This window comes from Streptomyces sp. NPDC057900, assembly GCF_042887885.1.
Lineage (GTDB): Bacteria > Actinomycetota > Actinomycetes > Streptomycetales > Streptomycetaceae > Streptomyces.
On sequence record NZ_JBHVOI010000002.1, the window covers coordinates 1,351,288 to 1,377,332 of the forward strand.

The 26,045-nt window shown below is 71.1% G+C and carries 23 protein-coding genes; 8 read left to right on the plus strand and 15 right to left on the minus strand.

The features are described from left to right. Nucleotides 1-9: 9 nt before the first annotated feature. The 3 genes from ACFVQ0_RS13415 to ACFVQ0_RS13425 all read right to left on the minus strand — a co-directional run bounded on the left by ACFVQ0_RS13415 (nucleotide 10) and on the right by ACFVQ0_RS13425 (nucleotide 3,916). Nucleotides 10-1,896 (minus strand): glycosyl hydrolase family 18 protein, encoded by a 1,887-nt coding sequence (locus ACFVQ0_RS13415; RefSeq protein ID WP_390087397.1) that lies wholly within the window; start codon nucleotides 1,894-1,896, stop codon nucleotides 10-12. Nucleotides 1,897-2,075: 179 nt separating this feature from the next. Next, a complete protein-coding gene (locus tag ACFVQ0_RS13420; RefSeq protein ID WP_390087399.1) occupies nucleotides 2,076-2,723 on the minus strand; it encodes a response regulator in 648 nt (215 codons plus the stop codon). After that, the gene (locus tag ACFVQ0_RS13425) at nucleotides 2,720-3,916 is read right to left on the minus strand and encodes a sensor histidine kinase (protein WP_390087401.1); all 1,197 of its coding nucleotides are present in this window, start codon (nucleotides 3,914-3,916) and stop codon (nucleotides 2,720-2,722) included. The genes ACFVQ0_RS13420 and ACFVQ0_RS13425 overlap by 4 nt, the downstream gene beginning before the upstream one ends. 151 nt (nucleotides 3,917-4,067) lie before the next feature. On the opposite strand from ACFVQ0_RS13425, the gene ACFVQ0_RS13430 reads away from it, so the two are divergent. After that, a complete protein-coding gene (locus ACFVQ0_RS13430) occupies nucleotides 4,068-4,643 on the plus strand; it encodes a hypothetical protein (protein ID WP_390087403.1) in 576 nt (191 codons plus the stop codon). A 38-nt stretch (nucleotides 4,644-4,681) separates the two neighbouring features. Here ACFVQ0_RS13430 and ACFVQ0_RS13435 read toward each other — a convergent pair whose 3' ends face one another. Genes ACFVQ0_RS13435 through ACFVQ0_RS13445 form a run of 3 tightly spaced genes read right to left on the minus strand, consistent with a single transcriptional unit; the run spans nucleotide 4,682 to nucleotide 6,809 of the window. Next, nucleotides 4,682-5,254, minus strand: coding sequence for a cob(I)yrinic acid a,c-diamide adenosyltransferase (locus ACFVQ0_RS13435; protein ID WP_390087405.1), 573 nt, complete (start codon nucleotides 5,252-5,254; stop codon nucleotides 4,682-4,684). Between the two features lie 13 nt (nucleotides 5,255-5,267). Then, entirely contained in the window at nucleotides 5,268-6,017 is a 750-nt protein-coding gene (locus tag ACFVQ0_RS13440; protein ID WP_390087407.1) for an ABC transporter permease, read from the minus strand. Between the two features lie 12 nt (nucleotides 6,018-6,029). After that, nucleotides 6,030-6,809: an ABC transporter ATP-binding protein gene (locus tag ACFVQ0_RS13445; protein ID WP_390087409.1), complete on the minus strand. Its 780-nt coding sequence runs from the start codon at nucleotides 6,807-6,809 to the stop codon at nucleotides 6,030-6,032. A gap of 82 nt (nucleotides 6,810-6,891) precedes the next feature. Here ACFVQ0_RS13445 and ACFVQ0_RS13450 point away from each other — a divergent pair, with 82 nt between their 5' ends. From ACFVQ0_RS13450 to ACFVQ0_RS13465, 4 genes are all read left to right on the plus strand, one after another. Beyond that, nucleotides 6,892-7,533, plus strand: coding sequence for a TetR/AcrR family transcriptional regulator (locus ACFVQ0_RS13450; RefSeq protein WP_390087411.1), 642 nt, complete (start codon nucleotides 6,892-6,894; stop codon nucleotides 7,531-7,533). Between the two features lie 130 nt (nucleotides 7,534-7,663). Next, complete coding sequence (locus ACFVQ0_RS13455; protein WP_390087413.1) at nucleotides 7,664-8,512, plus strand: 3-hydroxyacyl-CoA dehydrogenase family protein; 849 nt, start codon at nucleotides 7,664-7,666, stop codon at nucleotides 8,510-8,512. Between the two features lie 238 nt (nucleotides 8,513-8,750). Beyond that, entirely contained in the window at nucleotides 8,751-9,074 is a 324-nt protein-coding gene (locus ACFVQ0_RS13460) for an STAS domain-containing protein (protein ID WP_018102617.1), read from the plus strand. 241 nt (nucleotides 9,075-9,315) lie between these two features. Further along, a complete protein-coding gene (locus ACFVQ0_RS13465; RefSeq protein WP_390087415.1) occupies nucleotides 9,316-11,808 on the plus strand; it encodes an ATP-binding protein in 2,493 nt (830 codons plus the stop codon). 33 nt (nucleotides 11,809-11,841) lie between these two features. On the opposite strand, the gene nucS is transcribed toward ACFVQ0_RS13465, so the two are convergent. Continuing rightward, nucleotides 11,842-12,513 (minus strand): endonuclease NucS, encoded by a 672-nt coding sequence (gene nucS / locus ACFVQ0_RS13470; protein ID WP_390087417.1) that lies wholly within the window; start codon nucleotides 12,511-12,513, stop codon nucleotides 11,842-11,844. Nucleotides 12,514-12,776: 263 nt separating this feature from the next. Here nucS and ACFVQ0_RS13475 point away from each other — a divergent pair, with 263 nt between their 5' ends. After that, nucleotides 12,777-13,169 carry an SCO5389 family protein gene (locus ACFVQ0_RS13475; protein WP_024490852.1) on the plus strand — a complete coding sequence of 131 codons (393 nt, stop codon included), beginning with the start codon at nucleotides 12,777-12,779 and terminating at the stop codon, nucleotides 13,167-13,169. A gap of 90 nt (nucleotides 13,170-13,259) precedes the next feature. Here the strand turns inward: ACFVQ0_RS13475 and ACFVQ0_RS13480 are convergent, their stop codons facing one another. Continuing rightward, the gene (locus tag ACFVQ0_RS13480) at nucleotides 13,260-14,303 is read right to left on the minus strand and encodes an LLM class flavin-dependent oxidoreductase (RefSeq protein WP_390087419.1); all 1,044 of its coding nucleotides are present in this window, start codon (nucleotides 14,301-14,303) and stop codon (nucleotides 13,260-13,262) included. 210 nt (nucleotides 14,304-14,513) lie between these two features. Between ACFVQ0_RS13480 and ACFVQ0_RS13485 the strand changes: the two genes are divergently transcribed. Continuing rightward, on the plus strand, nucleotides 14,514-14,843 hold the full coding sequence (locus tag ACFVQ0_RS13485; protein WP_073736866.1) for an ATP/GTP-binding protein: 330 nt from the start codon (nucleotides 14,514-14,516) through the stop codon (nucleotides 14,841-14,843). A 39-nt stretch (nucleotides 14,844-14,882) separates the two neighbouring features. Here the strand turns inward: ACFVQ0_RS13485 and ACFVQ0_RS13490 are convergent, their stop codons facing one another. The 7 genes from ACFVQ0_RS13490 to mce all read right to left on the minus strand — a co-directional run bounded on the left by ACFVQ0_RS13490 (nucleotide 14,883) and on the right by mce (nucleotide 24,705). Beyond that, nucleotides 14,883-15,773, minus strand: a complete 891-nt coding sequence (locus ACFVQ0_RS13490) for an ABC transporter permease subunit (protein WP_390087422.1) — start codon at nucleotides 15,771-15,773, stop codon at nucleotides 14,883-14,885. Further along, nucleotides 15,770-16,990: an ABC transporter ATP-binding protein gene (locus ACFVQ0_RS13495; protein WP_390087424.1), complete on the minus strand. Its 1,221-nt coding sequence runs from the start codon at nucleotides 16,988-16,990 to the stop codon at nucleotides 15,770-15,772. Before ACFVQ0_RS13495 ends, ACFVQ0_RS13490 begins: the two co-directional genes overlap by 4 nt. A gap of 190 nt (nucleotides 16,991-17,180) precedes the next feature. Then, on the minus strand, nucleotides 17,181-17,960 hold the full coding sequence (locus tag ACFVQ0_RS13500) for an ABC transporter permease subunit (RefSeq protein ID WP_390087426.1): 780 nt from the start codon (nucleotides 17,958-17,960) through the stop codon (nucleotides 17,181-17,183). A 5-nt stretch (nucleotides 17,961-17,965) separates the two neighbouring features. Further along, nucleotides 17,966-19,006 (minus strand): ATP-binding cassette domain-containing protein, encoded by a 1,041-nt coding sequence (locus ACFVQ0_RS13505; protein WP_390087428.1) that lies wholly within the window; start codon nucleotides 19,004-19,006, stop codon nucleotides 17,966-17,968. Between the two features lie 134 nt (nucleotides 19,007-19,140). Continuing rightward, nucleotides 19,141-20,079 (minus strand): cellulose-binding protein, encoded by a 939-nt coding sequence (locus tag ACFVQ0_RS13510; RefSeq protein WP_390087430.1) that lies wholly within the window; start codon nucleotides 20,077-20,079, stop codon nucleotides 19,141-19,143. Between the two features lie 188 nt (nucleotides 20,080-20,267). Beyond that, nucleotides 20,268-24,050, minus strand: coding sequence for a polarized growth protein Scy (gene scy, locus ACFVQ0_RS13515; RefSeq protein WP_390087432.1), 3,783 nt, complete (start codon nucleotides 24,048-24,050; stop codon nucleotides 20,268-20,270). A 226-nt stretch (nucleotides 24,051-24,276) separates the two neighbouring features. After that, nucleotides 24,277-24,705 (minus strand): methylmalonyl-CoA epimerase, encoded by a 429-nt coding sequence (mce, locus tag ACFVQ0_RS13520; protein ID WP_073736859.1) that lies wholly within the window; start codon nucleotides 24,703-24,705, stop codon nucleotides 24,277-24,279. Nucleotides 24,706-24,840: 135 nt separating this feature from the next. Here mce and ACFVQ0_RS13525 point away from each other — a divergent pair, with 135 nt between their 5' ends. After that, nucleotides 24,841-26,043 carry an acetyl-CoA C-acetyltransferase gene (locus ACFVQ0_RS13525; protein WP_390087434.1) on the plus strand — a complete coding sequence of 401 codons (1,203 nt, stop codon included), beginning with the start codon at nucleotides 24,841-24,843 and terminating at the stop codon, nucleotides 26,041-26,043. Nucleotides 26,044-26,045 lie beyond the last annotated feature (2 nt).

A 26,045-nucleotide genomic window follows, 5' to 3' on the forward strand; every position in this document is an offset into this window, starting at 1 on the left:
CCGTGGGGATTACTTCAGACCGTTGTTCATCGCGCTCACGAGTTCACCGTTGCTGGTGTCCCCGCTGAACTCCCAGAAGAACGCGCCTCCCAGGCCCTGGTTCTTCGCCCAGGTCATCTTGGACGAGATGGTGGCCGGGGTGTCGTAGCTCCACCAGTTGGTGCCGCAGTGCGCGTACGCCGTACCGGCGATGGTGCCGGTGGCGGGGCAGCTGTTCTTGAGGACCTTGTAGTCCTCGATGCCCGCCTCGTACGTTCCCGGGGCGGCGCCGGTGGCGGTGCCGCCGGGCGCGTCCTGGGTGACTCCGGTCCAGCCCCGGCCGTAGAAGCCGATGCCGAGCAGCAGCTTGGAGGCGGGGACGCCCTGGGCCTTCAGCTTGGCGATGGCCTCGGAGGAGCTGAAGCCGGCCTTCGGAATGCCGGTGTACGGGGTGAGCGGGGAGTGCGGAGCCGTCGGGCCCTTCGCGTCCCAGGCGCCGAAGAAGTCGTACGTCATCACGTTGTACCAGTTCAGCGACTGTGCGGCGCCCGCGTAGTCGGCGACGTCGATCTTGCCGCCGTCGGAGCCGTCGGCCGTGATGGCGGCGGTCACCAGGTTGTTACTGCCGAATTTGGTGCGCAGCGCGGACGTGAGCGACTTCAGCGCGGCCGGGCCGCTGGTGTCACAGGTCAGACCGCAGGCGTTGGGGTACTCCCAGTCGATGTCGATGCCGTCGAAGACATCGGCCCAGCGGGGGTCCTCCACCAGGTCGTAGCAGGACTGGGCGAACGCGGCGGGGTTCTGGGCCGCCTGGCCGAAGCCGCCGGACCAGGTCCAGCCGCCGAAGGACCAGAGGATCTTGATGTGCGGGTACTTGGCCTTGAGCTTGCGCAGCTGGTTGAAGCTGCCGCGCAGCGGCTGGTCCCAGGTGTCCGCGACGCCGTCGACCGACTGGTCGGCGGTGTAGGCCTTGTCGTAGTCGGCGTACGAGTCACCGATCGCGCACTTGCCGCCGGTCACGTTGCCGAAGGCGTAGTTGATGTGGGTGATCTTCGCGGCCGAACCGGAGGTGTCCAGGTTCTTCACGTGGTAGTTGCGGCCGTAGACGCCCCACTCCGCGAAGTAGCCCAGGTTGACCTTGTCGCCGGTGCCCGGCCCGCCGGGGTCGGTGCCGCCGCCTCCGGTGGTGTGCACCTTGACCGCGCCGCTGGCCGGACCGGTCTGGTCCGCGGTGTCGCGGGCCCGCACGGTGTACGAGTAGTCGGTGCCGGCGGTGAGTCCGGTGTTGGTGAACGTGGTGCCGGTGACCGTGGCGACGACCGCGCCGTCCCGCAGGACGTCGTAGTTCTTGATGCCGTGGTCGTCGGTGGCCGCGCTCCAGCTCAGCTTCGCGGAGGTGTCGGTGATGCCGCTCGCGGTGGGGGTGCCGGGCGCGGAGGGGGCGTTGTCACCGGGGACGCTGCCGCCGTCGCAGGAGGCGCCGTTCAGCTTGCAGTTGCTGGCGGCGCCGGAACCGGAGCCGGTGCCGTTGAAGCCGAAGGAGACGCTGGCGCCCGGCGCGACCGTGCCGTTCCAGCCGAGGTTCTTGGCGGTCCAGTGGTTTCCGGAGCTGGTGACGGTGGCGTCCCAGGCGGAGCCGACACCGGTGCCGGCCGGGAAGTCCCACTCGATGGTCCAGGAGCTGAGGGCGGTGGTGCCGGTGTTCTTCACCGTCCACTGGCCCTCGAAGCCGCTGCCCCAGTCGGACTTCTTCACATAGGTGGCGGTCGCCGAGGTGGCTGCCTGGGCCGGGGAGGCCATGCCGACCATCGCGGCGAGCGGGAGGAGCAGTGCGGTGAGGCCCGCGACGGCTCTTGATCTGGTGGCTTTCCCGGCCCCGAGTCTGAATCGGGTCCGGCGGGGGGTCTCAGTGCTCAACGGTGCTCCTGGGGTGAGGTCCGGACAAACGGGGATGGTCCGTCGACTGCAAACCCTGCGCCGCCCTGAGTGCGCCTTGTCATGGCGTACTCACCGCAGTGTGTTCGGTGAGATTAAGAAGGTCTGGACCAATCGTCAAGAGGTCCAGACCAAAGATCGGAGTACGGCCGGAGTAAACCTCAGATGCCCAACTCCTGTGCCAGTACCGCCGCCTGGACCCGGCTGCGCAGCCCCAGCTTCCCCAGCACCCTGCTGACGTGCGTCTTCACCGTCGCCTCCGCCATCGACAGCCGCACCGCGACCTCCGCGTTCGACAGTCCCTCGCCGAGGCAGTTCAGCACCTCGCGCTCGCGCCGGGTCAGGGAGTCCAGCACCGTCCGGTCCGCGGGCTCCGGCGGCGCGGCGGTGGCACCCGCGAACTCCGCGATCAGCCGGCGCGTCACCGCCGGGGCGATCAGCCCCTCGCCGCCCGCCACCGTGCGGACCGCTTCGAGCAGGGCGTTCGCCTCGGTGTCCTTCAGCAGGAAGCCCGACGCCCCCGCCCGCAACGCGCCGAAGACGTAACTGTCCAGATCGAAGGTCGTCAGCACCAGTACGTCCGCCAGCCCCTCCGAGACCACCTGGCGCGTCGCCGACACCCCGTCCAGCCTGGGCATCTGGACGTCCATCAGCACCAGATCGGGGCGCAGCTCACGGGCCAGCCGCACCGCCGCCTCCCCGTCGCCGGCCTCCCCGACGACCTCGATGTCCGGCGCGCTGCCCAGGATGAGCACCAGCCCCGCACGCACCGCCGACTGGTCCTCCGCCACCAGAACCCGGATGCTCATGCCCTCACGTTTCCTTCCCCGACGGGCAGTTCAGCCCGTACACGCCAGATCTTCGTCCCGTTCCCGGCCGGCACCGGCCCCGCCTCGAACTCCCCGCCGAGCAGCGCCACCCGCTCCCGCATCCCGGTCAGCCCGGCCCCGGAGCCGGGCGCGCGCGGACCGGGCCGGCTCCCCAGGACGCTGGTGACCTCCACCGTCAGCCGCCGCCCCGGCTGCCCCAGCCTGACCGTGACCGGCCCCGGCCCGGCGTGCTTGAGGGCGTTGGTGAGGGACTCCTGCACGATGCGGTACGCGGCCAGCTCGACCGGCGCCGGCAGTGGACCGGTTCCGGCGCGGGAGTCCTCCAGCACGCATGTCAGCCCGCTGGAGGCGGCGTTCGTACGGTGCTGCTCGATCAGGGCGTCCAGCGAGCCGAGGGTGGGCGAGGCGCTGGGTCCGGGATCCGCCGCGCCGGTCCGCAGCAGCCCGATCAGGCGGCGCATTTCGGCCAGACCGTCGACGCTGTTCTCCCGGATGACACCCAGGGCGTTCCGGGACGTCTCCGGGTCGTCGAGGGAGAGCGCGGCCGTCGAGTGGATGGCGATCGCGGAAAGGTGGTTGGCCACCATGTCGTGCAGCTCGCGCGCCATCCGGGTGCGCTCCGCGGTCACCGCCTGCGCCCGGTCCATCTCGGCCAGCAGAGCCGTCTGATCGGCGCGCAGCCGCTCGGCCCCGGCGGCGTCGCGGTGGTTGCGGACACTGACCCCGGTGAGGGCGGGCACGAACGAGACCAGTCCGGTGACGATGCCGATGAGCAGCGCCTCCGCACTGCGGAACCAGGCCAGGAAGCCGACCGTGACGGTGACCGTGATCAGCAGGGTGGTCACCGGGATGCGCCGGGCGGCCGCCGGGGTGCCGTACAGCACGGCGGCGTACATGACGTCGGTGTACAGCAGCACGGTCGCCAGGTTCCCGGCCGTGAACTGGTCCATGACCAGCGCCAGGGTGCCGATCACCAGGGCGGTCTGCGGCGCGCTCCGGCGCAGCAGCGCCAGCGACGCCATCACGGCGAGCGGGACCAGCTCGATCCCGGGGGCGCCGAGGGGCCGGCCGTTCTGCGTGTGCAGGCCGAGCAGCCACAGCACCAGGCCGCCGAGCAGGCCGGTGACCGCGATGAGGACGTCGTCGCGGTGGGGGCGGGGAGGGATGAGCACCCTTCCATCCAACACGGCGGGCCGAGGGCCGGCCTCCGTACGGGGAGTGAGCCGCGAGTACATCGAAGTATGCAGCGGCGGTTCGTCACTCCGGGCGACGACCGGGGGCGCCGGGGCGGGGAGGCTGGAGGGGAGCGAAAGGAGCAGGACCGTGATCGTCACGCTGATCGTCCTCTGCGAGATCGCCTTCTGGGTGCTGCTGGCCGCGGGGCTCGCCCTGCGCTACGTGGCGAAGAGGCCGAGGCTCGGTGGTGCGGTGCTGCTGTGCGAGCCGCTGCTGGAGTTGGTCCTGCTGGTGGTGACGGCCGTCGACCTGAAGAACGGCGCCGCTCCGGACTGGAAACACGGACTGGCCGCCGTGTACATCGGCTTCACGGTGGGCCTCGGCCACTCCACGATCCGCTGGGTCGATGCCCGCGTCGCGCACCGCTTCGCGGGCGGGCCGCCACCGGTGAGGCCGCCGAAGTACGGGATGGCGCGGGCGGTGCACGAGTGGCGGGTGGCCGGGCGGTGGACGCTGGCCGCCGTGACGGCGCTGGCGCTGCTCCAGGGGGCGGTCTGGTACGTGGGAGGGGACGGGGACGTGGCGTCGCTGAGGTCCTGGCAGCAGACGATGTTGTTCGTGCTCGGGATCAACCTGGTGATTGCGGCGAGCTACACGGTGTTCCCGAAGCGGGACCCCGGGCGGGAGCGGGACACGGAGAGGGTGTCGGGCCCGCCCGGGTGAGGCTTTGTCCTCGACCACCGGACGGGCCGGGGGAGGGGCTACCGTTCGCCGCCCGGTACCCACAGCACGTCGCCCACCTCCTTGTTCGCCACCCGGGCGAGGATGAACAGCAGGTCGGAGAGCCGGTTGAGGTACGTCGCCGTCAGCGGGTTCATCACCTCGCCGTGCACCTCGAACGCGGCCCAGGTGGACCGCTCGGCGCGCCGGACGACCGTGCACGCCTGGTGCAGCAGGGCCGCGCCCGGAGTGCCGCCGGGCAGGATGAAGCTGCGGAGCTTCTCCACCTGCTCCAGGAAGTGGTCGCAGTCCGCCTCCAGCTTGTCGATGTAGAACTGCTCCACCCGCAGCGGCGGGTACTTCGGCTCCTCGACGACCGGGGTCGACAGGTCGGCGCCCACGTCGAACAGGTCGTTCTGCACGCGGACGAGGACCTTCACGACGTCGTCGGTCAGCTGCCCGAGCGCGATCGCCGTCCCGATGACCGCGTTGGCCTCGTTGGTGTCGGCGTACGCGGAGATCCGCAGATCGGTCTTGGCGGTCCGGCTCATGTCGCCGAGGGCGGTGGTGCCCTGGTCGCCGGTGCGGGTGTAGATGCGCGTCAGATTGACCATGTGGTCAGCCTAGTTACGCGCCTGCCTTCCTGAACACGCGTGTGCCCACCGTCACGGCCAGTGCCGCGAACCCGAGGGCGACCAGGACCCCGTACAGCATGTGCGTCGTGGCGTACGAGCCGATGTACGCGTCCCGCACCGCGTCCACGAGATAGCGGAACGGAGTGAAGTGGGACAGCACGTCCAGCCACTTCGGGCCCAGCGTCATCGGCAGCATCAGCCCCGAGAGCAGCATGGCCGGCATGGTGACCGAGTTGATCACCGGGCCGAACTCCTGCGGGGTGCTGACCTTCATGGCCAGGGCGTACGACAGCGAGGCCAGCGAAACCGTCAGCAGGCCGACGAACGCGAAGCCGATCAGCACTCCGGCGAGCGGGGCCCGCAGTCCCATCAGCAGGGCGGCCAGGACCAGCAGCAAGGCCTGGAACATGAAGAGCAGGGTGTCCCGCAGCACCCGCCCGAGCAGCAGGGCCAACCGGCTGACCGGAGTCACCCGCATCCGCTCCACCACACCGGTCGATTTGTCGATGATGATGGCGAATCCGGCGAACGAGGCGCCGAACAGGCCGAGCTGGAGCAGCAGTCCGGGGACCAGGATCTGCCAGGAGTCACCGGATCTGCCGAGCGGCAGTCCGGTGAGCAGCGGGCCGAAGAGGAGCAGGTACAGCAGCGGCATGAGGATGCCGAAGAGGATCTGGAACTTCGAGCGCAGGGTCTGGCGGGCGTACCGCCCGAAGATCAGCGCGGTGTCGTGGAGAAGCATCGGGTTCGGTTCCTAAACGGCGACGGGAGCGGTTTCGGCGGCGGGGGCGCGGCCGGTGATCGCGAGGAAGGCCTCCTGGAGCGAGGCGTCGGGGGAGCCCGTATGACGGGTCTTCAGCGCGGTCGGCGTGCCCTGCGCGACCACCAGGCCGCCGTCGATCACGACCAGCCGGTCGGCGAGGGCGTCCGCCTCGTCGAGGTAGTGGGTGGTGAGCACGACGGTGGTGCCGTACTCGTCGCGCAGCCGGCGCACCAGGTCCCACAGATCGGTGCGGCTGCCCGGGTCGAGGCCGGTGGTCGGCTCGTCGAGGAAGAGCAGCGGCGGCCGGTGGGTGAGCCCCATCGCGATGTCGAGCCGTCGCCGCTGGCCGCCGGAGAGCGAGGCCGTCCTGCGGTCGAGCAGTTCAGACAGGCCGAGCTCCCCGGCCAGCTCGCCGGCGCGGGCGATCGCCGCGGCCTTGCCGAGCCGGTACATCCGGCCCTGGGTGACCAGCTCCTCCCGCACCGTGATGTGCGGGTCCACCCCGCCCGACTGGGCGACGTAGCCGCAGTTCTCCCGTACCCCCGCCGCATCCGTGACGAGGTCGTGGCCGGCGACGGTGGCGGTGCCGCCGGTGGGGGCGAGCAGCGTGGTGAGCATGCGCAGCGTGGTGGTCTTGCCGGCTCCGTTGGGGCCGAGCAGCCCGACGATCTCGCCGGCCGCGACGGTCAGATCGACGGAGCGTACGGCCTGGACGGGGCCGGCCTTGGTGTCGAAGGTCCGGGCGAGCCCGGCCGTGCTGATGATTGGCATAGCGACCACAAAAACAGAGTCACTGAAAAATTGCAATGACACCAAATATTCAGGGACCCCAGTCGAGCTCTACGATGGGTCCATGGCTGAGGGACTCAGGGAGCGCAAGAAGCGCCGGACCAGGCAGCACCTCTCGGACGTGGCCACCGGCCTCTTCCTCGAACGGGGCTTCGACGCGGTCACCATCGCGGAGGTCGCCCGTGCCGCCGACGTCTCGGTGAACACGGTCTACAACTACTTCCCGACCAAGGAGGACCTCTTCCTGGACCGCGGCAGCGGCATCGTGGAGCGGCTCTCGCGGTACGTCCGGGGCCGGGACAGTGGCGAGTCCGCCGCCGAAGCCGTCCTGCGCGAACTGCGCGTCCAGGTGGAGGGTGTGTCACCCACCGTCGGCCTGATGGAGGGGTACGAGAGCTTCATGCGGGTCATCGAGGGCGCCGACGGGCTCAAGGCCCGCCTCTGGCACATACAGCAGGAGGCCCTCCTCCGCCTGGAGGAAACGCTCCTGGAGGAGTCGGACGCGGAGCCCGGCGACCCGGTCCCGGTTCTGGTGGCCGGTCAGCTCTCCTGGGTGCACAGCACGCTCATGGGGTACATCGGACGCGAGATGGTCGCGGGCCGCAAGGCCGCCGAGGTGTCCCGCGACGCCCTCGTCATGCTCGATGACATCGAGGACCTGCTGGGCGAAAAGGTACTCAACTACGCCCGGCGCACCGCCGAATGACGCATCCCGGTGTGATGTCCGTCATTTGAGACGTGACGCGCATCTCTTCGCAGCCCCAGCGCCCCCCACGGGGACTAACCTCCGCCGGAGGGCATGGAACAGGAACCGTACGGAAACCAGGGGTGTCAACGTGGCCAGGAAGCTCGCCGTCATCGGAGCCGGACTCATGGGGTCCGGTATCGCGCAGGTCTCCGCCCAGGCGGGCTGGGACGTCGTGCTGCGGGATGTCACCGACGCGGCCCTGGACCGGGGCCGTGACGGCATCAGGGCTTCCTACGACAAGTTCGTCTCCAAGGGCAAGCTCGCGGCCGCCGACGCCGAGGCCGCGCTCGCCCGCATCACCACGACCACCGATCTCGACGCGGTCGCGGACGCGGACGTCGTCGTCGAGGCCGTCTTCGAGAAGCTGGAGGTGAAGCACGAGATCTTCCGGGCCCTCGACAAGATCGTCCGGGACGACACGGTGCTCGCCTCCAACACCTCCGCCATCCCGATCACCAAGATCGCGGCGGTGACCGAGCGTCCGGAGCGCGTCGTCGGGGTGCACTTCTTCTCGCCGGTCCCGATGATGCAGCTCTGCGAGCTGGTGCGCGGCTACAAGACGAGCGACGAAACCCTGGCCACCGCACGCGAGTTCGCCGAGTCGGTCGGCAAGACCTGCATCGTGGTCAACCGCGACGTGGCCGGATTCGTCACCACCCGGCTGATCTCGGCACTGGTCGTCGAGGCCGCCAAACTGTACGAATCGGGCGTCGCCTCGGCCGAGGACATCGATATCGCCTGCAAGCTCGGTTTCGGCCACGCCATGGGCCCCCTCGCCACCGCGGACCTGACCGGGGTCGACATCCTGCTGCACGCCACCGGCAACATCTACACCGAGTCCCAGGACGAGAAGTTCGCTGCTCCGGAGCTGATGCGCCGGATGGTCGATGCAGGTGACATCGGCCGCAAGAGCGGGCAGGGTTTTTACACCTACTGATCGTTTCTGGTCCTTCGGCGCCTGATCTGCCGTCAATCAGGCCCGGAGGCCACGGGGGTCGCCCCCGGAATCAGTGGATCCACAGGGGGATCCACGGCGGGCCCGGTTCACTCCACGGAGTGAATTCGGTATCGGTTCGCTTACAGACGGCAACTTCCCTGTCGCTGTCGCAGTCAGTTGGGGCAGAGGCAGTTTCAGACAGACGGACCTTGCTACGGAGCATTCCAGGGGAGCGCATATGCACATCAGGGGCGACCACGCCGAGCTGGTCGTCGGGGGCCGCCTCGACGTCCGAAGCGCGGCGGACGCCCGTACGGTCCTGCACTCGGCCCTCGACGACGGAGTCGGCGATCTGGTGCTGGACCTGACCGAGCTGGATTCATGGGATGCCACCGGACTCGGTGTCATCATGGGCGCGCACAGACGGGCCGGGCGGGCCGGCCGGCGGCTGGTGCTCCGCGGGGTGCCACCGCAGATGCAACGACTTCTGGTGGCCACCAGACTCCACCGCATCCTGGCCATCGAGGGCGGAATCGCGGCGGAGTCCCTGCCCCGCGTCTGAGGTGCCCGGCGGGCGGCGGACATCCGTCCGCGCCCGCGGCCGGTCCCGCACAATCCTCACGAGACCGTGATCTGTCGGGCGGCCCGGCACCCCGGATGTTCGTAGATACTGTGCGAAGGTTTAGGGTTCGGCCGTCTGCCGATTGACGGACCCACCTGGCGGACACCGGACCGGAAGCAACAGCTGGACGTGCGAGGCCGGGAGGGACAACCGCGCTCGACGCGTCTTGGGGGCTTTGGCGATGGACCCGACACACCGGGGGCCGGAAGAGTACGGCCACGACAGCAACGGCTCCGCGCAGGACGCGGGGCGCCGGCGTCCCGCCCGCGATCCGCTGACGCCCGATTTCGGTCAGCAAACACCGCAGCAGGCCCGCGTCGTCCAGCTCATATCGGGCAGCCTCCTGCTCACGGTCAACCCGGTCGACGGCAGCGAGGTCGAACCGGTCCGGCCGGGCGAGCACCCCGCTGAACCGGTCCGCCGCACCCCCGCGGAGCGCGCGGAACGCGAACGCGCCGCCGCACCCCCCGTGCCGCCCGGACCCCCCGTCCTCCAGCTGCCCCTCCTGGAGCGCGCGGACGAACGCGAGCGGCTGGTCCGCCTGCTGGCCAGAGGGCGCTCGGTACGGCTCACCGGACCGGCCGGATCCGGCCGAACCGCGCTCCTCGAAGCGGTCGCCGCGGACTGCGCCCAACTCGCACCCGACGGAGTCGTCCGGCTCAACGGCCACAAGCGGACCGTCACGGACCTGCTGTACGGGCTCTTCGACGCCGTCCATGACGCACCGCTGCACCGCCCGGACCGGGCCCTGCTGCTGGAGAAGCTGCGCACCACCGGCGCCGTAGTCGTCCTGGACGACCTGGAGCTCGGCGGCGCCGCGCTGGACGAACTGTTCGACGCGACGCCCGAATGCGCCTTCCTGCTCGCCGCGACGCCCGACGTCGCCGCACCGGACCCGGACTCCCACCTCGAAGAGGTCTTCCTCACCGGGCTCGACCGCGCCGCCTCTGTCGTCCTGATGGAGCGGGTCGTCGAACGGCCGCTCACCGAGGAGGAGTCCAACTGGGCGGGCGACCTCTGGTTCGAGTCCGAGGGCCTCCCGCTGCGCTTCGTCCAGGCGGGCGCCCTGCTGCGCCAGCGCGACCAGCTCCGCGCCGACCCCACCGCGTACGACGAGTACGGCTACCTCGACAGCCGGCCGGACGCCGCGGAGCCGTCGCCGCCCGAACCCCTCGACCTGCCGCTGCCCAGCCTCGGGGAGGGCGCCGCGCCCGCCGCGCTGCTCGCCTCCCGGCTGAGCGAGGCCGCGCGCGACACCCTGCGCTTCGCGGTCGCGCTGGGCGGCGAGGTGCCGCACCAGGCGCATCTGCCCGCACTCGTGGGGGACACCCACGCCGATGCCGCACTCGGGGAGCTGGCCGGCTGCGGGCTGCTCTCCCCGGCCGGATCCCGCTACCGGCTGGCCGCCGGGGTGCTCGCCCAGCTGGCGGCCGCCGGATACGGGGACGACGCCACGGGCCGGGCCCGTACGGCCGCCCAGCACTACGCCTGGTGGGCCGGTCACCCCTCGGTCACCCCCGCCCGGACGGTCGCGGAGGCCGACGCGATCGTCGCGGCGATGGCCCAGCTGGTGCCGGGGGACGGGGCCGGGCAGACCAGCGTCGCCGTACTGCTGGCCCGCAGCGCCTCGCCCGCCTTCGCGGCAGGGCTGCACTGGAGCGCCTGGGAGAAGTCCCTGCGGATCGGCCAGGAAGCGGCCCGGATCGCCGGCGAGGTGGCCGAAGAGGCCTACTTCCACCACGAGTTGGGCGTACTCGCCCTCTGCGCCGGTCATCCGGACCGGGCCAGGGCCGAGCTGGAGACCTCCATCAGCATGCGCGGGGCGCTCGCCGACAAGCCGGGGGCCGTGGCCGGGCGCCGGGCGCTCGCCCTGGTCGAGGACCTCTCCGGCGCCGCGGCGGCCGGGCAGCTCCCGGTGGACGAGGAGGTGCCGGCGAGCCGCTTCGAGACGACGCCGTCCGGTGCCACGACCTCCGTCATACCGGTTGTGACGCCGGTGCCGTACGGCGATGACACCGCCACCGTCCTGTCCCGGCAGACCGCTCCGAAGGGCGCCGGAAGCGGGCCGGGGGGCCGTTTCGCGGTGCTGGGCGGGGCGCGCCGCAACCTGGTCGCCGCGGGTGCGGGTGTGCTGCTGGCCGGGGTGCTCGGCACGGTGGTGACGCTCGGGCTGACGTCCAACAGCGATCCGCAGGACGATCCCGCCGTCTCGACCGAGCAGTCGGTCAGCGAGGGCGACGACAACGAGAACGAGGTCCCGGCCGAGGAGCCGGCGGACCCGGCGGTGCCGTCGGCCCCGGCGACGAGCTCCACGTCGTCGACGCCGGGGCCGACGGGCACCGGGTCCGCGCCGACCGGGAGCGGGAGTTCGTCACCGGGGTCGAGTGCCCCCGAGGACACCCCGTCCTCCCCGGGCAAGCCGTCGAGCGACGGGCCGAGCCCGTCCGACACGTCGTCCAGGTCCTCCGAGCCGCCGGAGTCGGATCCGCCGCCGGTGAGCGAGTCCCCGAGCACCTCCACTCCGCCGGCGAGTGAGTCGCCGTCGCCCACGGACCCCGAGACGGACGACCCGGGTGAGCCCGATTCGTCGGACTCGGCGAGTGGGCCCTCGGGGGCCATGAGCGCGAGCGCGGAGGGGTCCGGGGCGCCGTCGGAGAGCCCGTCGGTGGTCTGAGCGGAACGGCGGCGGGGTGCGGACGCCCCGCCGTCAGAACAGGCGGAGTTTGTCGTCCTCGATGCCGCGCATCGCGTCGTAGTCGAGGACGACGCAGCCGATACCCCGGTCCGTTGCCAGTACGCGGGCCTGGGGCTTGATCTCCTGGGCGGCGAAGATGCCCTTCACCGGGGCGAGATGCGGATCGCGGTTGAGCAGCTCCAGGTAACGGGTCAGCTGTTCCACGCCGTCGATGTCGCCGCGCCGCTTCAGCTCGACGGCCACCGTCCCGCCGTCGGCGTCACGGCACAGGATGTCGACCGGACCGATGGCGGTGAAGTACTCGCGGCGGATCAGTGTGTAGCCCTCGCCGAGGGTCTCGATCCGGTCAGCGAGCAGCTCCTGGAGGTGAGCCTCCACGCCGTCCTTGATCAGGCCCGGATCGACGCCCAGTTCGTGGGACGAGTCATGGAGGATTTCCTCCATGGTGATGATCAGTTTTTCGCCCGCCTTGTTCACCACGGTCCAGACGCCCTCGGTGTCGCCGGCGCCCTCCTTCAGGGTGCAGGGCGGTGACATCCAGTTGAGCGGTTTGTACGCCCTGTCGTCGGCGTGGATCGACACGCTCCCGTCCGCCTTCACCAGGATCAGACGGGGAGCGGAGGGCAGGTGGGCCGTGAGCCGGCCCGCGTAGTCCACGGAGCAGCGGGCGATGACGAGACGCATGGTCGGCAACGCTACTCGACGACAGGCGGTCGACGCGATTCACCCACCCGTCACTCCATCCCCGCCCCTACCTGACCGAATCTGGCTTGTCCGTCTTTGAACCCCTTCGTTATTGGCCGGTTGTGTTCCCAATCTCCTGGTGCGGCCCGGACTGCGCCCTTACCGTGGATGCAGGAGGTCGCCGTCTGTGCACGCTGCGTCGCCGTCCTCCTTCCCTGCCCGTAAGGCTCCGGCACTCTGCCGGGGTCGCGAGAGGAGAACCCATGTCGCTCGACGTCTCACCGGCGCTGTTGGAACAGGCCGAGCGAGGCGAGGTCGACGAAGCCGACTTCGTCGACTGCGTCCGGACCTCCCTGCCCTTCGCGTGGGAGATGATCAGCTCGCTGGTGGCTCAGCTGAAGGTCGACGGCGGCGAGTTCGCCGACAACCAGACGCCGCCGCCCAGCGAGCAGGCACGCGGCCAGTTGCTGCGCGCACTCGCAAGTGACGCGATCCGCGGCGCGCTGCAGCGGCACTTCGGAGTGCGTCTGGCATTCCAGAACTGCCACCGTGTCGCGGTGTTCCCGCTGGACGCCTCGGTCGACGACCGGCTGGCCAAGTTCACCTCGGTGAGGGGCCAGCTGCTCAACCAGTCGCCCGAACTACGGGACTGCTGAACGTCGTTGCTGCCGCTCCGGGCCGCGGGAGGTGCGACTGGTCCGGGGCGGCAGCTCCTGTTCGTACGGCGAAAGGGCGGTTTTCGGCGGTCATTTCAGGAGCGGCAGTACTTCGGTGCCCAGCCGCGCTACGTTCTCCTCCGTGGCCACCAGATCTCCCGAGCCCTCGACCAGGAGCGCGAAGCGCGTGATACCCGTGCGCTCCGCCGTGGCCGCGAGCCGGTCCGCCGCGAGCCGGGGCGGGCCCACCGGATGAATGCCGCACAGCATCTCCGTATAACCGACCGGGTCGCGCATCACGCGGTGCCTGCCGTCGACCGTGACATGGGCGTCCAGGCCCTGCCGCAGCCAGCCGGGCATCGCCTTCACGAGCGTCTCGGTGGCGTCCTCCACGCGGTCCCCGATCTGGGCCACCCCCGCCGATACGTGCCCGGCCTCCCGCACGCTCTCCGGCGACCGGCCCGCGGCCAGCGCGGCGGTCCGCCAGAGGCCGACCATCTCGGCCTTCTCCTCGTCCCCGCAGTGCATGCCGAGCAGCATCGGCAGGCCGTTCTCGGCCGCGAGCCGCACGCTCTTCGGCGAGGTGCACGCGACGACCACCTCGGGACCGCCGGGGTTCTCGCCGCTCTCCCGGTCGGACAGTTCGTCGGCCCGGGGGACCACCGCCACCTCGGGGAAGCCGTAACGCTCCCCGCGGCCCGCCACGCGCGGTTCGCGCAGCCAGTCGAGCAACAGCCCCAGGGACTCCGGGAAGCCGCTCTCGTAGGCCTCCAGGCCGCCGCCGAACACCTCCAGGTCGATCCAGGGACCGCCCCGGCCGACGCCCAGGACGAACCGGCCGCCACTGGTGAGGTGGAGCAGCGCGGCCTGCTCGCCGAGCGCGACGGGATGCTGCGTCGGAAGCACGCTCACCGCCGTGCCCACCCGGATTCTGCGGGTGCGGCCGAGCAGCAGCGCGGCCAGTGTCACCGCGGACGGGCAGACCCCGTACGGCACGAAATGATGTTCTGCCAGCCAGACCGAGTCGAGCCCGGACTCCTCCGCGACCTCGGCGGACCGGATCGCGCGGTGCAGCGCTTCCCCCGGTCCCTGCCCCGGGAACTGGGCTGCCAGTACGAACGTTCCCACACGCATCGCCTATTGCCTCCTTGCGGCCGACGCGGCTCTCCCCTGCTGGCAACAACGTCTGACACGTGCCAAAGGCACGGTCGGGCCGGAAGTTGTTGCGATTTTCCGGTAACCCGTCCCGCCCGGGTCCGGGCCGCGCGCGGTGCGGTACATATGCCCCGGCCGAATGGCCCTACGCTGGACGGGAACTGCCCAGCCTGCCCCGTGAGGTGTCACGTGTCCCCGCGCCGCAACCGCCCCCGAGGCGGCGAAAGTCCCACCGATAGCGCCGGCGCGGTGGGGGACCGGTACGGGGGTGGCGGGCGTGCGGAGGAGTGGCAGGGCGAGGACTGGTCGGTCCGGCCGGTGAGCGGCGCGAGCGCGGCGGGCAAGCGTTACCGGTGCCCCGGCTGCGACCAGGAGATCCCGTCCGGCGTCCCGCACCTGGTGGCCTGGCCCCAGTACGGCGGCATCGACGACCGCAGGCACTGGCACAAGGCGTGCTGGAACGCGAAGGACCGCCGCACCACCCGGGTGCAGCGGTCCAGGAACGCGCCTCGGTACTGAACGCTCCGCCTCCGGTGCGCGGCACCGGGGCGGCGGCCGTCAGACGTCGCGGCGGCTCATCACGAGGTAGGCGCCGCCCATGGCCACGGCGGTCACCACGAGAATGATCCACAGCGGTTCCCAGCCGGACGGCCCCGATTCGGTGACCGAGGCGTCGTAGAAGTTGCTGAGCTGGTTGGGGATCGAGTACTCCAGGAGCCACTCCTGGAGCGTCGCGAGCGACTTGGCGAACATGAAGATCGCCAGCACGAGCGGCAGCAGCACCACGCCGATCATGATCGTGATCGCGCCCGCCGAGTGCCGGATCAGCGCACCGATCGCCAGCGAGAGCAGCCCCAGCGTCGCGATGTAGAGGCCCACGCCGACCGTGCTGCGCAGCCAGTCGGAGCCGCTGGGGGTGTCGGCGTCCAGGATGGCCGTCTGGAGCACCGCGACGATCGAGGTCATCACGGTCGTCAGGACGAAGGTGAGCAGGAAGAAGACGATGGCCTTCGCGCTGAGCACCCGGCCGGGGCTGGGGCAGGCCGTCATCGTCGTACGGATCATCCCGGTGCCGTACTCGGAGGCGATCGTCATCACGCCGAGCGTGATCACGCAGATCGAGCCGAGCAGCACGCCGAAGAAGCCGAGGCTGAGCACCGGGGTGGCGCCCAGATCGGTGTCGGACGCGTCGACCGCGATCGCGGAGAGCAGGCCGATGGCGAGCAGCAGCACGATCTGGACGCCGAGCGTCCACATCGTCGAGCGGACCGAACGGATCTTGGTCCACTCCGAGGCGAGGGCGTCGGCGAGGGTGGCCCGGCGCACCGGGATCGGCGAGGTGTAGTAGCCGGCCCCCGCGTTCTGCTGCGGTGCGGGCGGCTGCTGGTACGCCTGCTGCTGGAACGGCGTCTGCTGGAACGGCGTCTGCGGCGTGGACGGCGTTGTCATCGGGGGTCCTCGCTGGTGTCGCGCGCGGTCGGGTCTGCCGGGGCAGGAGCGGTGGGGGCGGGGGCGGGGGCAGGGGCGGGGGCACTGGGGACGGGGGGCGCCGCCGGGGCCTGGGCCGGGGCGTAGGGCGCCGGGGCGCCCGGTGCGGGGGCTGTCGCGTACGGGTTGTCCCCGGGCGGCGGCGGGGCGTACCAGCCCTGCTGCGGCACGTCGGGGGCGGCGGGCTGCTGCGGGGCGTACCCGGGGTGCTGCCCGTATCCCATCCCCGGCGGGGGCGGCTGCAGTCCCGCCTTCTGGTCCGCCGTCGAGCGGTAGTCCACGGCGCCCTGCGTCATCCGCATGTACGCCTCCTCCAGCGAGGCCTGGTGCGGTGAGAGCTCCCACAGCCGTACGTCGGAGTCATGGGCGAGATCACTGATCCGGGGCAGCCCGAGCCCGGTGATCCGCAGGGCGCCGTCCGGCTCCGGCATCACCCGGCCGCCCGCCTCCGTGAGGGTGGCGGTGAGCTTCTCCCGCTGCTCGGAACCGTTGTCCTGGACCCGGACCCGGGCGAAGTCGGCCGAGTTGGCCGAGATGAAGTCGGTGATGCTCATATCGGCCATCAGCTGGCCCCGGCCGATCACGATCAGATGGTCGGCGGTGAGCGCCATCTCACTCATGAGGTGGCTGGAGACGAAGACCGTACGGCCCTCGGAGGCCAGCATCTTCATCAGATTACGGACCCAGAGGATGCCCTCCGGGTCGAGGCCGTTGACCGGCTCGTCGAAGAGCAGCACCTGCGGGTCGCCCAGCAGGGCGGCCGCGATGCCCAGGCGCTGCCCCATGCCGAGCGAGAAGCCCTTGGAGCGCTTGCGGGCGACGTCCTGGAGGCCCACGACCCCGAGCACCTCGTCGACCCGGGCGGCAGGGATACCGGCGAGCTGGGCGAGCGAGAGCAGGTGGTTGCGGGCGCTGCGGCCGCCGTGCACCGCCTTGGCGTCGAGCAGGGCGCCCACCTGACGCGGCGCGTTCGGCAGGCTGCGATACGCGTGCCCGCCGATCGTCACGCTGCCCGCGGTCGGCCGGTCCAGGCCGAGGATCATCCGCATCGTCGTCGACTTGCCCGACCCGTTGGGACCGAGGAATCCGGTGACGGTGCCCGGCCGCACCTGGAAGGAAAGGTTGTACACGGCCGTCTTCGCGCCATAGCGCTTGGTCAGGCCGACTGCCTCGATCATGCTCCAGCCCCATCGACTTATCTGTCGTCGGGGCCCAGGCCGTCCGGCCGCGCGCCCCCCGTAAGAGTTAGGAGGATAACCAGGCCTTTACGGTTCCGGCCAAGCCGTTGCGGGCGGCGCGTCCGTGGCGGAGGGCGCGGACCGGGGTCCGCGCCCTCCGCCCGCGCCAGGAGACGGGCAGCTCCTGAGGTCAGGCATCCCGCTTCTTGAGGACGAGGAAGCCGCCGAGCACCGCGGCCGCCACCCAGGCCACCATGATCAGCAGCCCGGCCCACGGCCCGTAGGGCGCCGGATCGCTGTTCATCGCGTCCGGCACCACCTGCATGATCTTGGAACCGGCCTGGTCGGGGAAGTACCGGGCGACGCTCTTGGCGCCCGGTACCGCCGACAGGATCTGCGAGACGAGGAAGAAGAACGGCATCAGGATGCCGAGCGACAGCATCGAGCTGCGCAGCATCGTCGCCACCGCCATGGAGAAGAGCGCGATCAGCCCCATGTAGAGGCCGCCGCCGACCACCGCCCGCAGCACGTTGTCCGCGCCGATGTCGGTGCTGTGGTCACCCAGCAGCGCCTGGCCGAGGAAGAACGTCACGAAGCTGGTGACCAGACCGACCACCAGCGCCAGCACCGTGGCCACCAGCATCTTGCTGAAGAGGAACGTGGCGCGCTGCGGCACGGCCGCCAGCGAGGCGCGGATCATGCCGGAGCTGTACTCCGTACCGACCACCAGGACACCGAAGACCACCATCGCGAGCTGACCGAGAATCATCCCGGAGAAGCTGACGAAGGTGGGGTCGAAGGTGGCCCGCTCGGCGTCGGAGAGGTCGTTGAACTGGGAGTTCATTACCGCACAGAGCGCCGCGCCCATCGCGACGGTGACCACGAACGCGGAGATCAGCGTCCAGGTGGTCGAGGAGACCGTACGGATCTTGGTCCATTCGGAGGTCAGGACCGCGGGTACCGATGCCATCGTCGTCACGCCCCCTTGCCGGTGCCGGACCCGCCGGGAGCCCCGGGAGCGCTGTCGGGAGGCCCGGGTGCCGCGCCGCCCGGCGGCTGATTCCACTGGTCGCCCCAGTGCGGCCCCACCGGCGGCGGCTCGGCTCCTCGTTCCGAGTGCGCGTGGTACTCCACGGATTCCGCCGTCATCTGCATGAACGCCTCCTCCAGCGAGGCCCGCTGGGAACTCAGCTCATGCAGCACGATGGAGTGCCTGGCGGCGAGCTCGCCCAGGTCCTCTGAGGCCGCGCCGTCGACCTCCAGCGTGCCGTTGCCCGACTCGACGACGACGACGCCCTCCGCGTGCAGCACGTCGCGCAGCCGCTCCTGCTCCGGCGAGCGCAGCCGTACGTAGCTGCGGGAGTTCTGGTGGATGAAGTCGGCCATCGAGGTGTCGGCCAGCAGCTTCCCCTGGCCGATCACGATCAGGTGATCCGCCGTCAGCGCCATCTCGCTCATCAGGTGCGAGGAGACGAAGATCGTCCGGCCCTCCGAGGCGAGCGCCTTCATCAGATTCCGGATCCAGTGGATGCCCTCGGGGTCCAGACCGTTGACGGGCTCGTCGAACATCAGGATCTCCGGATCACCGAGCAGCGCCGCGGCGATGCCGAGGCGCTGGCCCATGCCGAGGGAGAAGCCCTTGGACTTCTTCTTGGCCACCGCGGTCAGGCCGACAGTGTCCAGGACCTCCGCGACCCGGCTCCGGGGGATGCGGTTGCTCTGCGCCAGACAGAGCAGGTTGTTGTACGCGCTGCGACCGCCGTGCATCGACTTGGCTTCGAGCAGCGCGCCGATGTACTTCAGGGGTTCTTCCAGATCGCGGTAGTGCTTGCCGTCGATCCGTACCGATCCGCTGGTCGGGTTGTCGAGATCGAGCATCATCCGCATCGTGGTGGACTTGCCCGCCCCGTTGGGTCCCAGAAAACCCGTCACCATTCCCGGTCTGATCCGGCACGACAACTGGTCGACCGCGACCTTCCTGCCGTATCGCTTGGTGAGGCCATCGAGCTCGATCATGCGTTCACGCTAGAACGGCCGCGCGCCCGGCGCCACCAGAAAGGCGGAACCGGGCGCGTCGGAATCGGGCGTGTGGAATCCGGACCGGCCGGTGTGTCGGGGGACCACCGGTCGTGACCGCGTCGCTCCTGGCGTCAGCGGGTCTGCTGGGCCGGGACGCCGCGCGTGGCGGGCTCCTCGTCGGCGGGGGTGCCGGCGGCGGCCACCGCGGCGCCGGTCAGCGTCGCCAGCATCTCGCGGACGTTGGTCAGCTGCGCGTTGATCGAGTCGCGGCGGTTGGTGAGCGCCGCCAGCTCGCGCTCCGACTCGCTGCGGATCCGGTCGGCCTTGGCGTTCGCGTCGGCCACGATGTCCTCGGACTGGCGCTGCGCGGTCTCCACCGTCTGACGGGCCCGGCGCTCGGCGTCCGTGCGGAGCTTCTCGGCCTCCAGGCGGAGCTGCTCCGCGCGGTGCTCGATCTCGGCCAGACGCTTCTCGGCCTTGGCCTGACGGGACGCGAGGTCGCGCTCCGACTGGTCGCGGCGCTTGGCCAGGTTGGTCTCGAAGTCCGCGGCGGCCTGGGCGGCCTTGGCGCGGGTCTCCTCGAAGAGCGCGTCGGCCTCCTCGCGCTTCTGCGCGGCGTCCTTCTGCGCGTCCGAGCGGAGCGTGGTGGCCTCGCCCTTGGCCTTCTCGACGATGCGGACGCCGTCGTCCTCGGCCTTGGCCTTGCGCTCGGAGGCGAACGTCTCGGCGTCGTTGCGGACCTGCTGGGCGGCGGACTCGGCGAGCTCACGGTGCTGCTCGGCGGCGCGACGGGCCTCTTCTCGCAGGTCCTTCGCCTCCTCCTCGGCCAGGCGCAGAATCTTCTCCACGCGCGCACCGAGTCCGGCGTACGACGGCTCCGCGTCGTTCACCTGGGCCTGGGCGTTCTGCGTTTCGAGGTGCAGCTCCTCGATGCGCTTTTCCAGCGAGGTGATGCGGGTAAGGGCACTATCACGGTCGGCGACGATCTTGGTAATGCGGTCATCCACCTGACCGCGGTCGTAACCACGCCGCACGAGCTCGAAGCCGAAGGGGGAGGAAGGGTCACTCATGGGGTTCCTGTCGAAGTAAGACCGGTGAGGTGATAGAGGGAATCCTAGGGGCCCGGACGGCGTGTCATCGAGCAGATGCCTGTTTGATCTGGAGAATGACACCTCTTTTGAGTGGCTAACCCGCGCAAGCCTTGCCACTCGGGGGGCTGAATGTTCCCGCCGGACCGCGGAAGCCCGCCGGACACGTCCTACCCATCGGACGGCTTGCCACTCGAACGAGTGCCCGCTGTTGCTCCCGCCTTGACGCTGTCGGCGCCCTTACCGCCCGCCGCGGGGGTCTCGAAAGACTCCAACGCCTCCAGCACGTCCTGGACACGGGAGATCTCCGTGTTGATGTCCGCGCGCCGGCGTACCAGGACGTCGAGTTCGCGCCGGCCCTCGTCCACCGTCCGCTTGGCCTCCGACTCGGCGTCGGACCGCAGCTTCTCCGCCTCGCGCACCAGGCTGGCCTTCTTCTGCTCGGCCTCCTTGAGCAGCGACTCGGCCCGCTTCACGGCGGCGATCCGGACCTTGCTCGCCTCCGAATTCGCGTCGGCCAGCAGCTCCTTGGCCTTCTCCGCGGCTTCCTCGCGCTGCTCTGTCGCCGCCCGCATCAGATTGTCGACGCGCTCGCCGGCCGTCTTCATCTGCTCGGAGGTCTCCCGCCGGGCCCGGTCGTGCAGCTCCTCGATCTCGCCCTCAAGGCGGGTCCTGAGCTCCTCGGCCCGCTCCCGGATCGCGGTGGCGTCCCGGCGCGCGCCGACCAGCAGCTCGTCCGCGTCCGTACGGGCCCGCTCCACCAGGGAGTTGCCCTCCACGGTGGCGTCGGAGGTGATCCGGACCGCCTCGTTCCGAGCCGCTCCGGCCATGGTGTCGGCCTGCTCCTCGGCCTCGGTGGCGGCGCGGAGCGCCTCCTCCTGGGCCTTGTTGATCAGCTGGTCGGCCTGTTCCGCGGCGTCGGCCCGGCGCTTCGAGGCCGATTCGCGGGCCTCGTCCAGCAGCCGGTCCGCCTCCTGACGGGCCTCCGCACGCATCTGCTCGGCCGCCGCCTCCGCGTCGCTCCGCAGCCGCTCCGACTCCTCGCGGGTCCGGGCCGCGTGCTCCTGCGCGGAACCGACGGTGGCCGCCGCCTCCGCCCGCAGCCGCTCCGACTCGGCCGCCGCCTCGTCGCCGATCCGGGCCGCCTGCTGCGCCGCCTCGGTACGGAGGCGCTCGCTCTCCGCGGTCGCCTCCGACACCAGACGGTCGGCCTGGACCGCCGCCTCCGAGCGCATCCGGTTGGCGTCCTCGCGGGCCTCCGCCCGGCTGCGCGCCGCGTCCTGCTCCGCGGAGGCCAGCGCGTCGGACGCCTCGGTCCGCATCCGCTGGCTGTACTCCGCGGTGTCGGAGCGCAGCTTCTCGGACTCCGTGATCGCGTCGGAGACCGTCCGCTCGGCCATCGCCTTCGCGGCCTCGGTCTCCTCGTTCGCGACCGAGCGGATCCGGGAGGCGTCCTCGCCGGCCCGCTCCCGCTCGGCGTGCGCGTCGGCGCGGAGCCGGTCCGCCTCCGCCTGCGCCTCTGACTTCGTCCGCTCCGCGACGTGCTCCGCGGTGGAGCGCAGCCCGGCGATCTCCGACTCCGCCTGCTCCTGGAGCCCGCTGACCGCGTCCCGTACCTGCTGGGCCGTCTGCTCGGCGGCGGAGACCATCTCGGTCGCCCGGCCGTCCGCCTCCTCGACCAGCCGCTGGGCCTCCGCCTGCGCCTCCTCGACCCGCTTGCGGGCGGAGGCGAGGAGCTCCTCGCTCTGCTCGCGGGCCCGCTCGCGCTCCTGGTCCGCCTCGCCGCGCGCCGCGTCGAGCGTCTCCTGAGCCTCGCGGCGGCGCCGGTTCGCCTCCTCCTGGGCGGCGGCCAGCGCCTCCGCGGCCTCCGTGCCCACCCGCTCGGCGGCGGCGGCCGCCTCCGAGCGCACCCGGTCGGCGCTCTCCTGCGCCTCGGTCTTGAGCCGCTCCGCCTCCGCGGCCGCCTCGCTCCGCAGCCGTACGGCGACGGACTCGCCCTCCGCACGGGACTGCGAGGCGTCGGCGGCGGCCTCGTCGCGCAGCCGCTGGGCCTCTGCCTCCGCCTGCTCCTGGAGGGTGCGCAGCCGCTCCGCGGACTCTGACCGCAGCCGCTCCGACTCCTCGTTCGCCTCGCGCCGGACGCGCTCCGCGTCGGTGCGCGCCTCGCTCAGCGCCTGCTCGGCCGAGGTGACCCTGGACTCGGCCTCCGTGTGCAGCCGGGTCAGCTCCTCGGCCGCCTCCGCCTGCCGTGCCGCGACCGCGCGCTCGGTCTCCTCGCGCAGCTCCGTCGCGGACTGCTCGGCCGCGGAGGTCGTCGCCTCCACGAGCTCCTCGGCCTCGCCGCGCAGCGTCTCCGCCTCGGCGTGGGCCCGCTCCAGGGCCTCCTCCGCCTGCTTCTTCAGCACCGCCGCCCGCTCGGTGGCCTCGGTGCGGACCCGCTCGCTCTCGGTGCCGGCGGCGCCGCGCAGCTCCTCCGCGTCGGCCTTCGCCTTGGCGAGGAGCTCCTCCGCGGTCTTCGCGCCCTCCTCGATCTGCTGGAGGGCCTCCCGGCGGGCCTCGCCGCGGATCCGCTCGCCCTCCGCGACGGCCTCCGAGCGCAGCTGCTCGGCCTCGCCGCGCAGCCGGCGCGCCTCCTCCTGGAGCTCGACCGTCTTGGCCCGGTACTCCTTGGTGTCGTCCTTGGCCGCGCCCTTGAGCTGGTCCGCCTGCTCGCTGGCCTCGCCGCGCAGCCGGTCCGCCTCCGCCTCGGCCTCGCGGCGGATCCGCTCTGCCTCCTCGCCCGCCGCGCGGGTGGTCGACTTCGCGTCGTCCGACGCCTTGGTCAGCACCTCCTCCGCGGCGCGGGCCGCCTTGGCGAGCTGGGCCGCGGCGTCCTCCGCGGCGGCGGTGCGGGCGTCGTCGGCGGCCTCCGAGCGGAGCCGGTCCGCCTCGGCACGGGCGTCGGCGAGCGCCTGCTCGGCCTCCGCCTTCAGCGATTCGGCGTCCTTGGTGGCCTCGCCGACCAGCCGGGCGATCTCCGACTTGGCGGTACGGGTGCGCTGCTCGTTCTGCGACTCGGCGCCGGCCAGCCGCTTGACCGCGGCCTCCTTGGCCTCCGAGAGGACCTTCTCCGCCTCCACGCGGGCCTCGCGCAGCTGCGTCTCGGCCTCCTGCATGCGCTGCTCGGCCGTCCGGTTCAGCTCGGCGGTCCGCTGCCGGGTCTGCTCGGTCTCCGCCGTCGTGGAGGTGCGCAGCTGCTCTGCGTGGGTGGTCGCCTCCTGCGCCTGGCTGGACGCGGCGTTGAGCATCCGCTCGGCGTCCTTGCGGGCCCGCAGCAGGATCGACTCGGCCTCTGAGCGGGCGGACTCGGCCTCGGAGCCCAGCCGCTGCCGCGTCTCGTCCGCCAGCCGGCCGGCCTCCGCGCGGGCGGCGGTCAGCGCCTGCTCGGCCTCGGCCCGTGACTCCTCCAGCAGCCGGCGGGCCTGGGACTCGGTCCTGGCCCGCAGCTGTTCGGCCCACGCGACGTTCTCGTTGACATGGGACTCGACGGTCTGGCGGCGCTCCGCCAGCTCCTGGTCGAGCCGCTGGCGCCGCTGCACGGCCTCGTTGTGCAGCTCGGCCTGGAGCCGCGCCTGGTGCTCGGCGTGCTCCTGGAGGATCCGCTGCGTCTGCGCACGGGCGTCGCGCAGCTCGCGCTCCGCGTCGGTGCGCAGCTGCTCGGCCTGGATCTGGGCGTTACGGAGCAACTGCTCCGCCTGGTAGCCGATGTCCGCGCTGTCGTACGCGGGACGGGTCGCCAGACTGCGGCGGGCCTCGTGCAGCTTGGCGCGCAAGACCTCGACCTGGTAACCGAGGTCCTCGGCGTGCTGGACGGCCTTCTCCCGGTCGGTCTTCAGCCGGTCCATCTCGGCCTCGAACCGCGAGAGATGGTCGTCTTCAGCCCGGTGGCTCTCCTGGCGTTCGTAGCCCCGCACTGCGCGGTCCCATCCTTCCCCGAGCTCTCAACTCTGTTCGAGTCTGTTCGAGCAGGGGAGACCCCAACCCTGGTCGCAAACTCCGCACGAGTACCGTCCGCCGGCGAACGGTCCCCCCGGGGAATGGTGACAGATCAACGGCTGAGGACGCGGCGCGGCCCCGATCCGGCCCCGGCCCGGAACAGCCCACTCTACCGGGCCGGGTATCCCTGAGAAGATGTTGTCGTCAGTGCTCTGGCTTGGACGTGACCAGTTCGGTGAGGACACCGTGGCAGTCCTTGGGGTGCAGGAAGGTGATCCGGGACCCCATCGAACCCGTCCTGGGCTCGTCGTACAGCACCCTGACGCCCTTCTCCCGGATGTCCGCGGCGTCCGCGTCCACGTCGGCCGTACCGAAGGCGATGTGGTGCACGCCCTCGCCGTTCTTGGCCAGCCATTTGCCGACCGCGGAGTCCTCGCGCACCGGTTCCAGCAGCTGGAGGTAGGAGGCGCCGCCGTCCGACGTCTCGTTGATCTTGAGCATGGCCTCGCGTACGCCCTGCTCCTCGTTGACTTCGGTGTGGAAGACCTCGAACCCGTAGGTCGAGCGGTAGAACTCGACGGTGGCGTCGAGGTCGAAACAGGCGATCCCGATGTGGTCGATTCGCGTCAGCATGGGAACAGTGCAGCGCTCCGCGAGTGGTTACGCAACGTGCGCGCGATCACACCCGCCGCCGGATGACGGTTGCGGTACCGCTCAGTACATTCAAGTAAACCCTCGTTCACTTCTAATCCCAAGGGGCTGCGCCTCATGTCAGGAACGACCGGTACGACTTCTGTGATCGTCGCGGGCGCCCGTACGCCCATGGGCCGTCTCCTCGGCTCGCTGAAGAGCTTCTCCGGGGCCGACCTCGGCGGCTTCGCCATCAAGGCCGCGCTGGAGCGGGCCGGCATCGGCGGCGACCAGGTCGAGTACGTGATCATGGGCCAGGTGCTGCAGGCCGGGGCAGGGCAGATCCCGGCACGCCAGGCAGCGGTCAAGGCCGGCATCCCCCTGAGCGTCCCGGCGCTCACCGTCAACAAGGTGTGCCTCTCCGGGCTCGACGCCATCGCGCTGGCCGACCAGCTGATCCGCGCGGGTGAGTTCGACATCGTGGTGGCCGGCGGCCAGGAGTCCATGACGAACGCCCCGCACCTGCTCCCGAAGTCGCGCGAGGGCCACAAGTACGGCGCGATCGAGATGCTCGACTCGATGGCGTACGACGGCCTGACCGACGCCTACGAGAACATCCCGATGGGCGAGTCCACCGAGAAGCACAACACCCGCCTCGGCCTGGACCGCGCAGCCCAGGACGAGATCGGCGCCCAGTCCCACCAGCGGGCCGCCGCCGCCCAGAAGAACGGCCTGTTCGAGGCCGAGATCACCCCGGTCGAGATCCCGCAGCGCAAGGGCGACCCGGTCCTCTTCGCCAAGGACGAGGGCATCCGGCCCGAGACGACCACCGAGTCGCTCGGCAAGCTGCGCCCCGCCTTCGCCAAGGACGGCACGATCACGGCCGGCACCTCCTCGCAGATCTCCGACGGCGCCGCCGCGGTCGTCGTCATGAGCAAGGCCAAGGCCGAGGCGCTCGGCCTCGACTGGATCGCGGAGATCGGCGCCCACGGCAATGTGGCGGGCCCGGACAACTCGCTCCAGTCCCAGCCGTCCAACGCGATCCGGCACGCCCTCAAGAAGGAGGGCATCGGCGTCGAGGACCTCGACCTCATCGAGATCAACGAGGCGTTCGCGGCCGTCGCCGTCCAGTCCATGAAGGACCTCGGCGTGACCTCGGAGAAGGTCAACGTCAACGGCGGCGCCATCGCGCTCGGTCACCCGATCGGGATGTCCGGCGCCCGGGTGGTGCTGCACCTGGCTCTGGAGCTGAAGCGGCGCGGCGGCGGTACCGGGGCGGCGGCGCTCTGCGGCGGCGGCGGTCAGGGCGACGCGCTGATCCTCCGCGTTCCGGGCAAGTAGTC

Bases quoted from the DNA above. Each gene is read 5' to 3' on its own strand.
- ACFVQ0_RS13420 (WP_390087399.1), bottom strand. From the start codon at position 2,723: ATGAGCATCCGGGTTCTGGTGGCGGAGGACCAGTCGGCGGTGCGTGCG.
- ACFVQ0_RS13435 (WP_390087405.1), bottom strand. From the start codon at position 5,254: ATGGTCAATCTGACGCGCATCTACACCCGCACCGGCGACCAGGGCACC.
- ACFVQ0_RS13440 (WP_390087407.1), bottom strand. From the start codon at position 6,017: ATGCTTCTCCACGACACCGCGCTGATCTTCGGGCGGTACGCCCGCCAG.
- ACFVQ0_RS13445 (WP_390087409.1), bottom strand. From the start codon at position 6,809: ATGCCAATCATCAGCACGGCCGGGCTCGCCCGGACCTTCGACACCAAG.
- ACFVQ0_RS13450 (WP_390087411.1), top strand. From the start codon at position 6,892: ATGGCTGAGGGACTCAGGGAGCGCAAGAAGCGCCGGACCAGGCAGCAC.
- ACFVQ0_RS13460 (WP_018102617.1), top strand. From the start codon at position 8,751: ATGCACATCAGGGGCGACCACGCCGAGCTGGTCGTCGGGGGCCGCCTC.
- ACFVQ0_RS13465 (WP_390087415.1), top strand. From the start codon at position 9,316: ATGGACCCGACACACCGGGGGCCGGAAGAGTACGGCCACGACAGCAAC.
- nucS (WP_390087417.1), bottom strand. From the start codon at position 12,513: ATGCGTCTCGTCATCGCCCGCTGCTCCGTGGACTACGCGGGCCGGCTC.
- ACFVQ0_RS13475 (WP_024490852.1), top strand. From the start codon at position 12,777: ATGTCGCTCGACGTCTCACCGGCGCTGTTGGAACAGGCCGAGCGAGGC.
- ACFVQ0_RS13480 (WP_390087419.1), bottom strand. From the start codon at position 14,303: ATGCGTGTGGGAACGTTCGTACTGGCAGCCCAGTTCCCGGGGCAGGGA.
- ACFVQ0_RS13490 (WP_390087422.1), bottom strand. From the start codon at position 15,773: ATGACAACGCCGTCCACGCCGCAGACGCCGTTCCAGCAGACGCCGTTC.
- ACFVQ0_RS13495 (WP_390087424.1), bottom strand. From the start codon at position 16,990: ATGATCGAGGCAGTCGGCCTGACCAAGCGCTATGGCGCGAAGACGGCC.
- ACFVQ0_RS13500 (WP_390087426.1), bottom strand. From the start codon at position 17,960: ATGGCATCGGTACCCGCGGTCCTGACCTCCGAATGGACCAAGATCCGT.
- ACFVQ0_RS13505 (WP_390087428.1), bottom strand. From the start codon at position 19,006: ATGATCGAGCTCGATGGCCTCACCAAGCGATACGGCAGGAAGGTCGCG.
- ACFVQ0_RS13510 (WP_390087430.1), bottom strand. From the start codon at position 20,079: ATGAGTGACCCTTCCTCCCCCTTCGGCTTCGAGCTCGTGCGGCGTGGT.
- mce (WP_073736859.1), bottom strand. From the start codon at position 24,705: ATGCTGACGCGAATCGACCACATCGGGATCGCCTGTTTCGACCTCGAC.
- ACFVQ0_RS13525 (WP_390087434.1), top strand. From the start codon at position 24,841: ATGTCAGGAACGACCGGTACGACTTCTGTGATCGTCGCGGGCGCCCGT.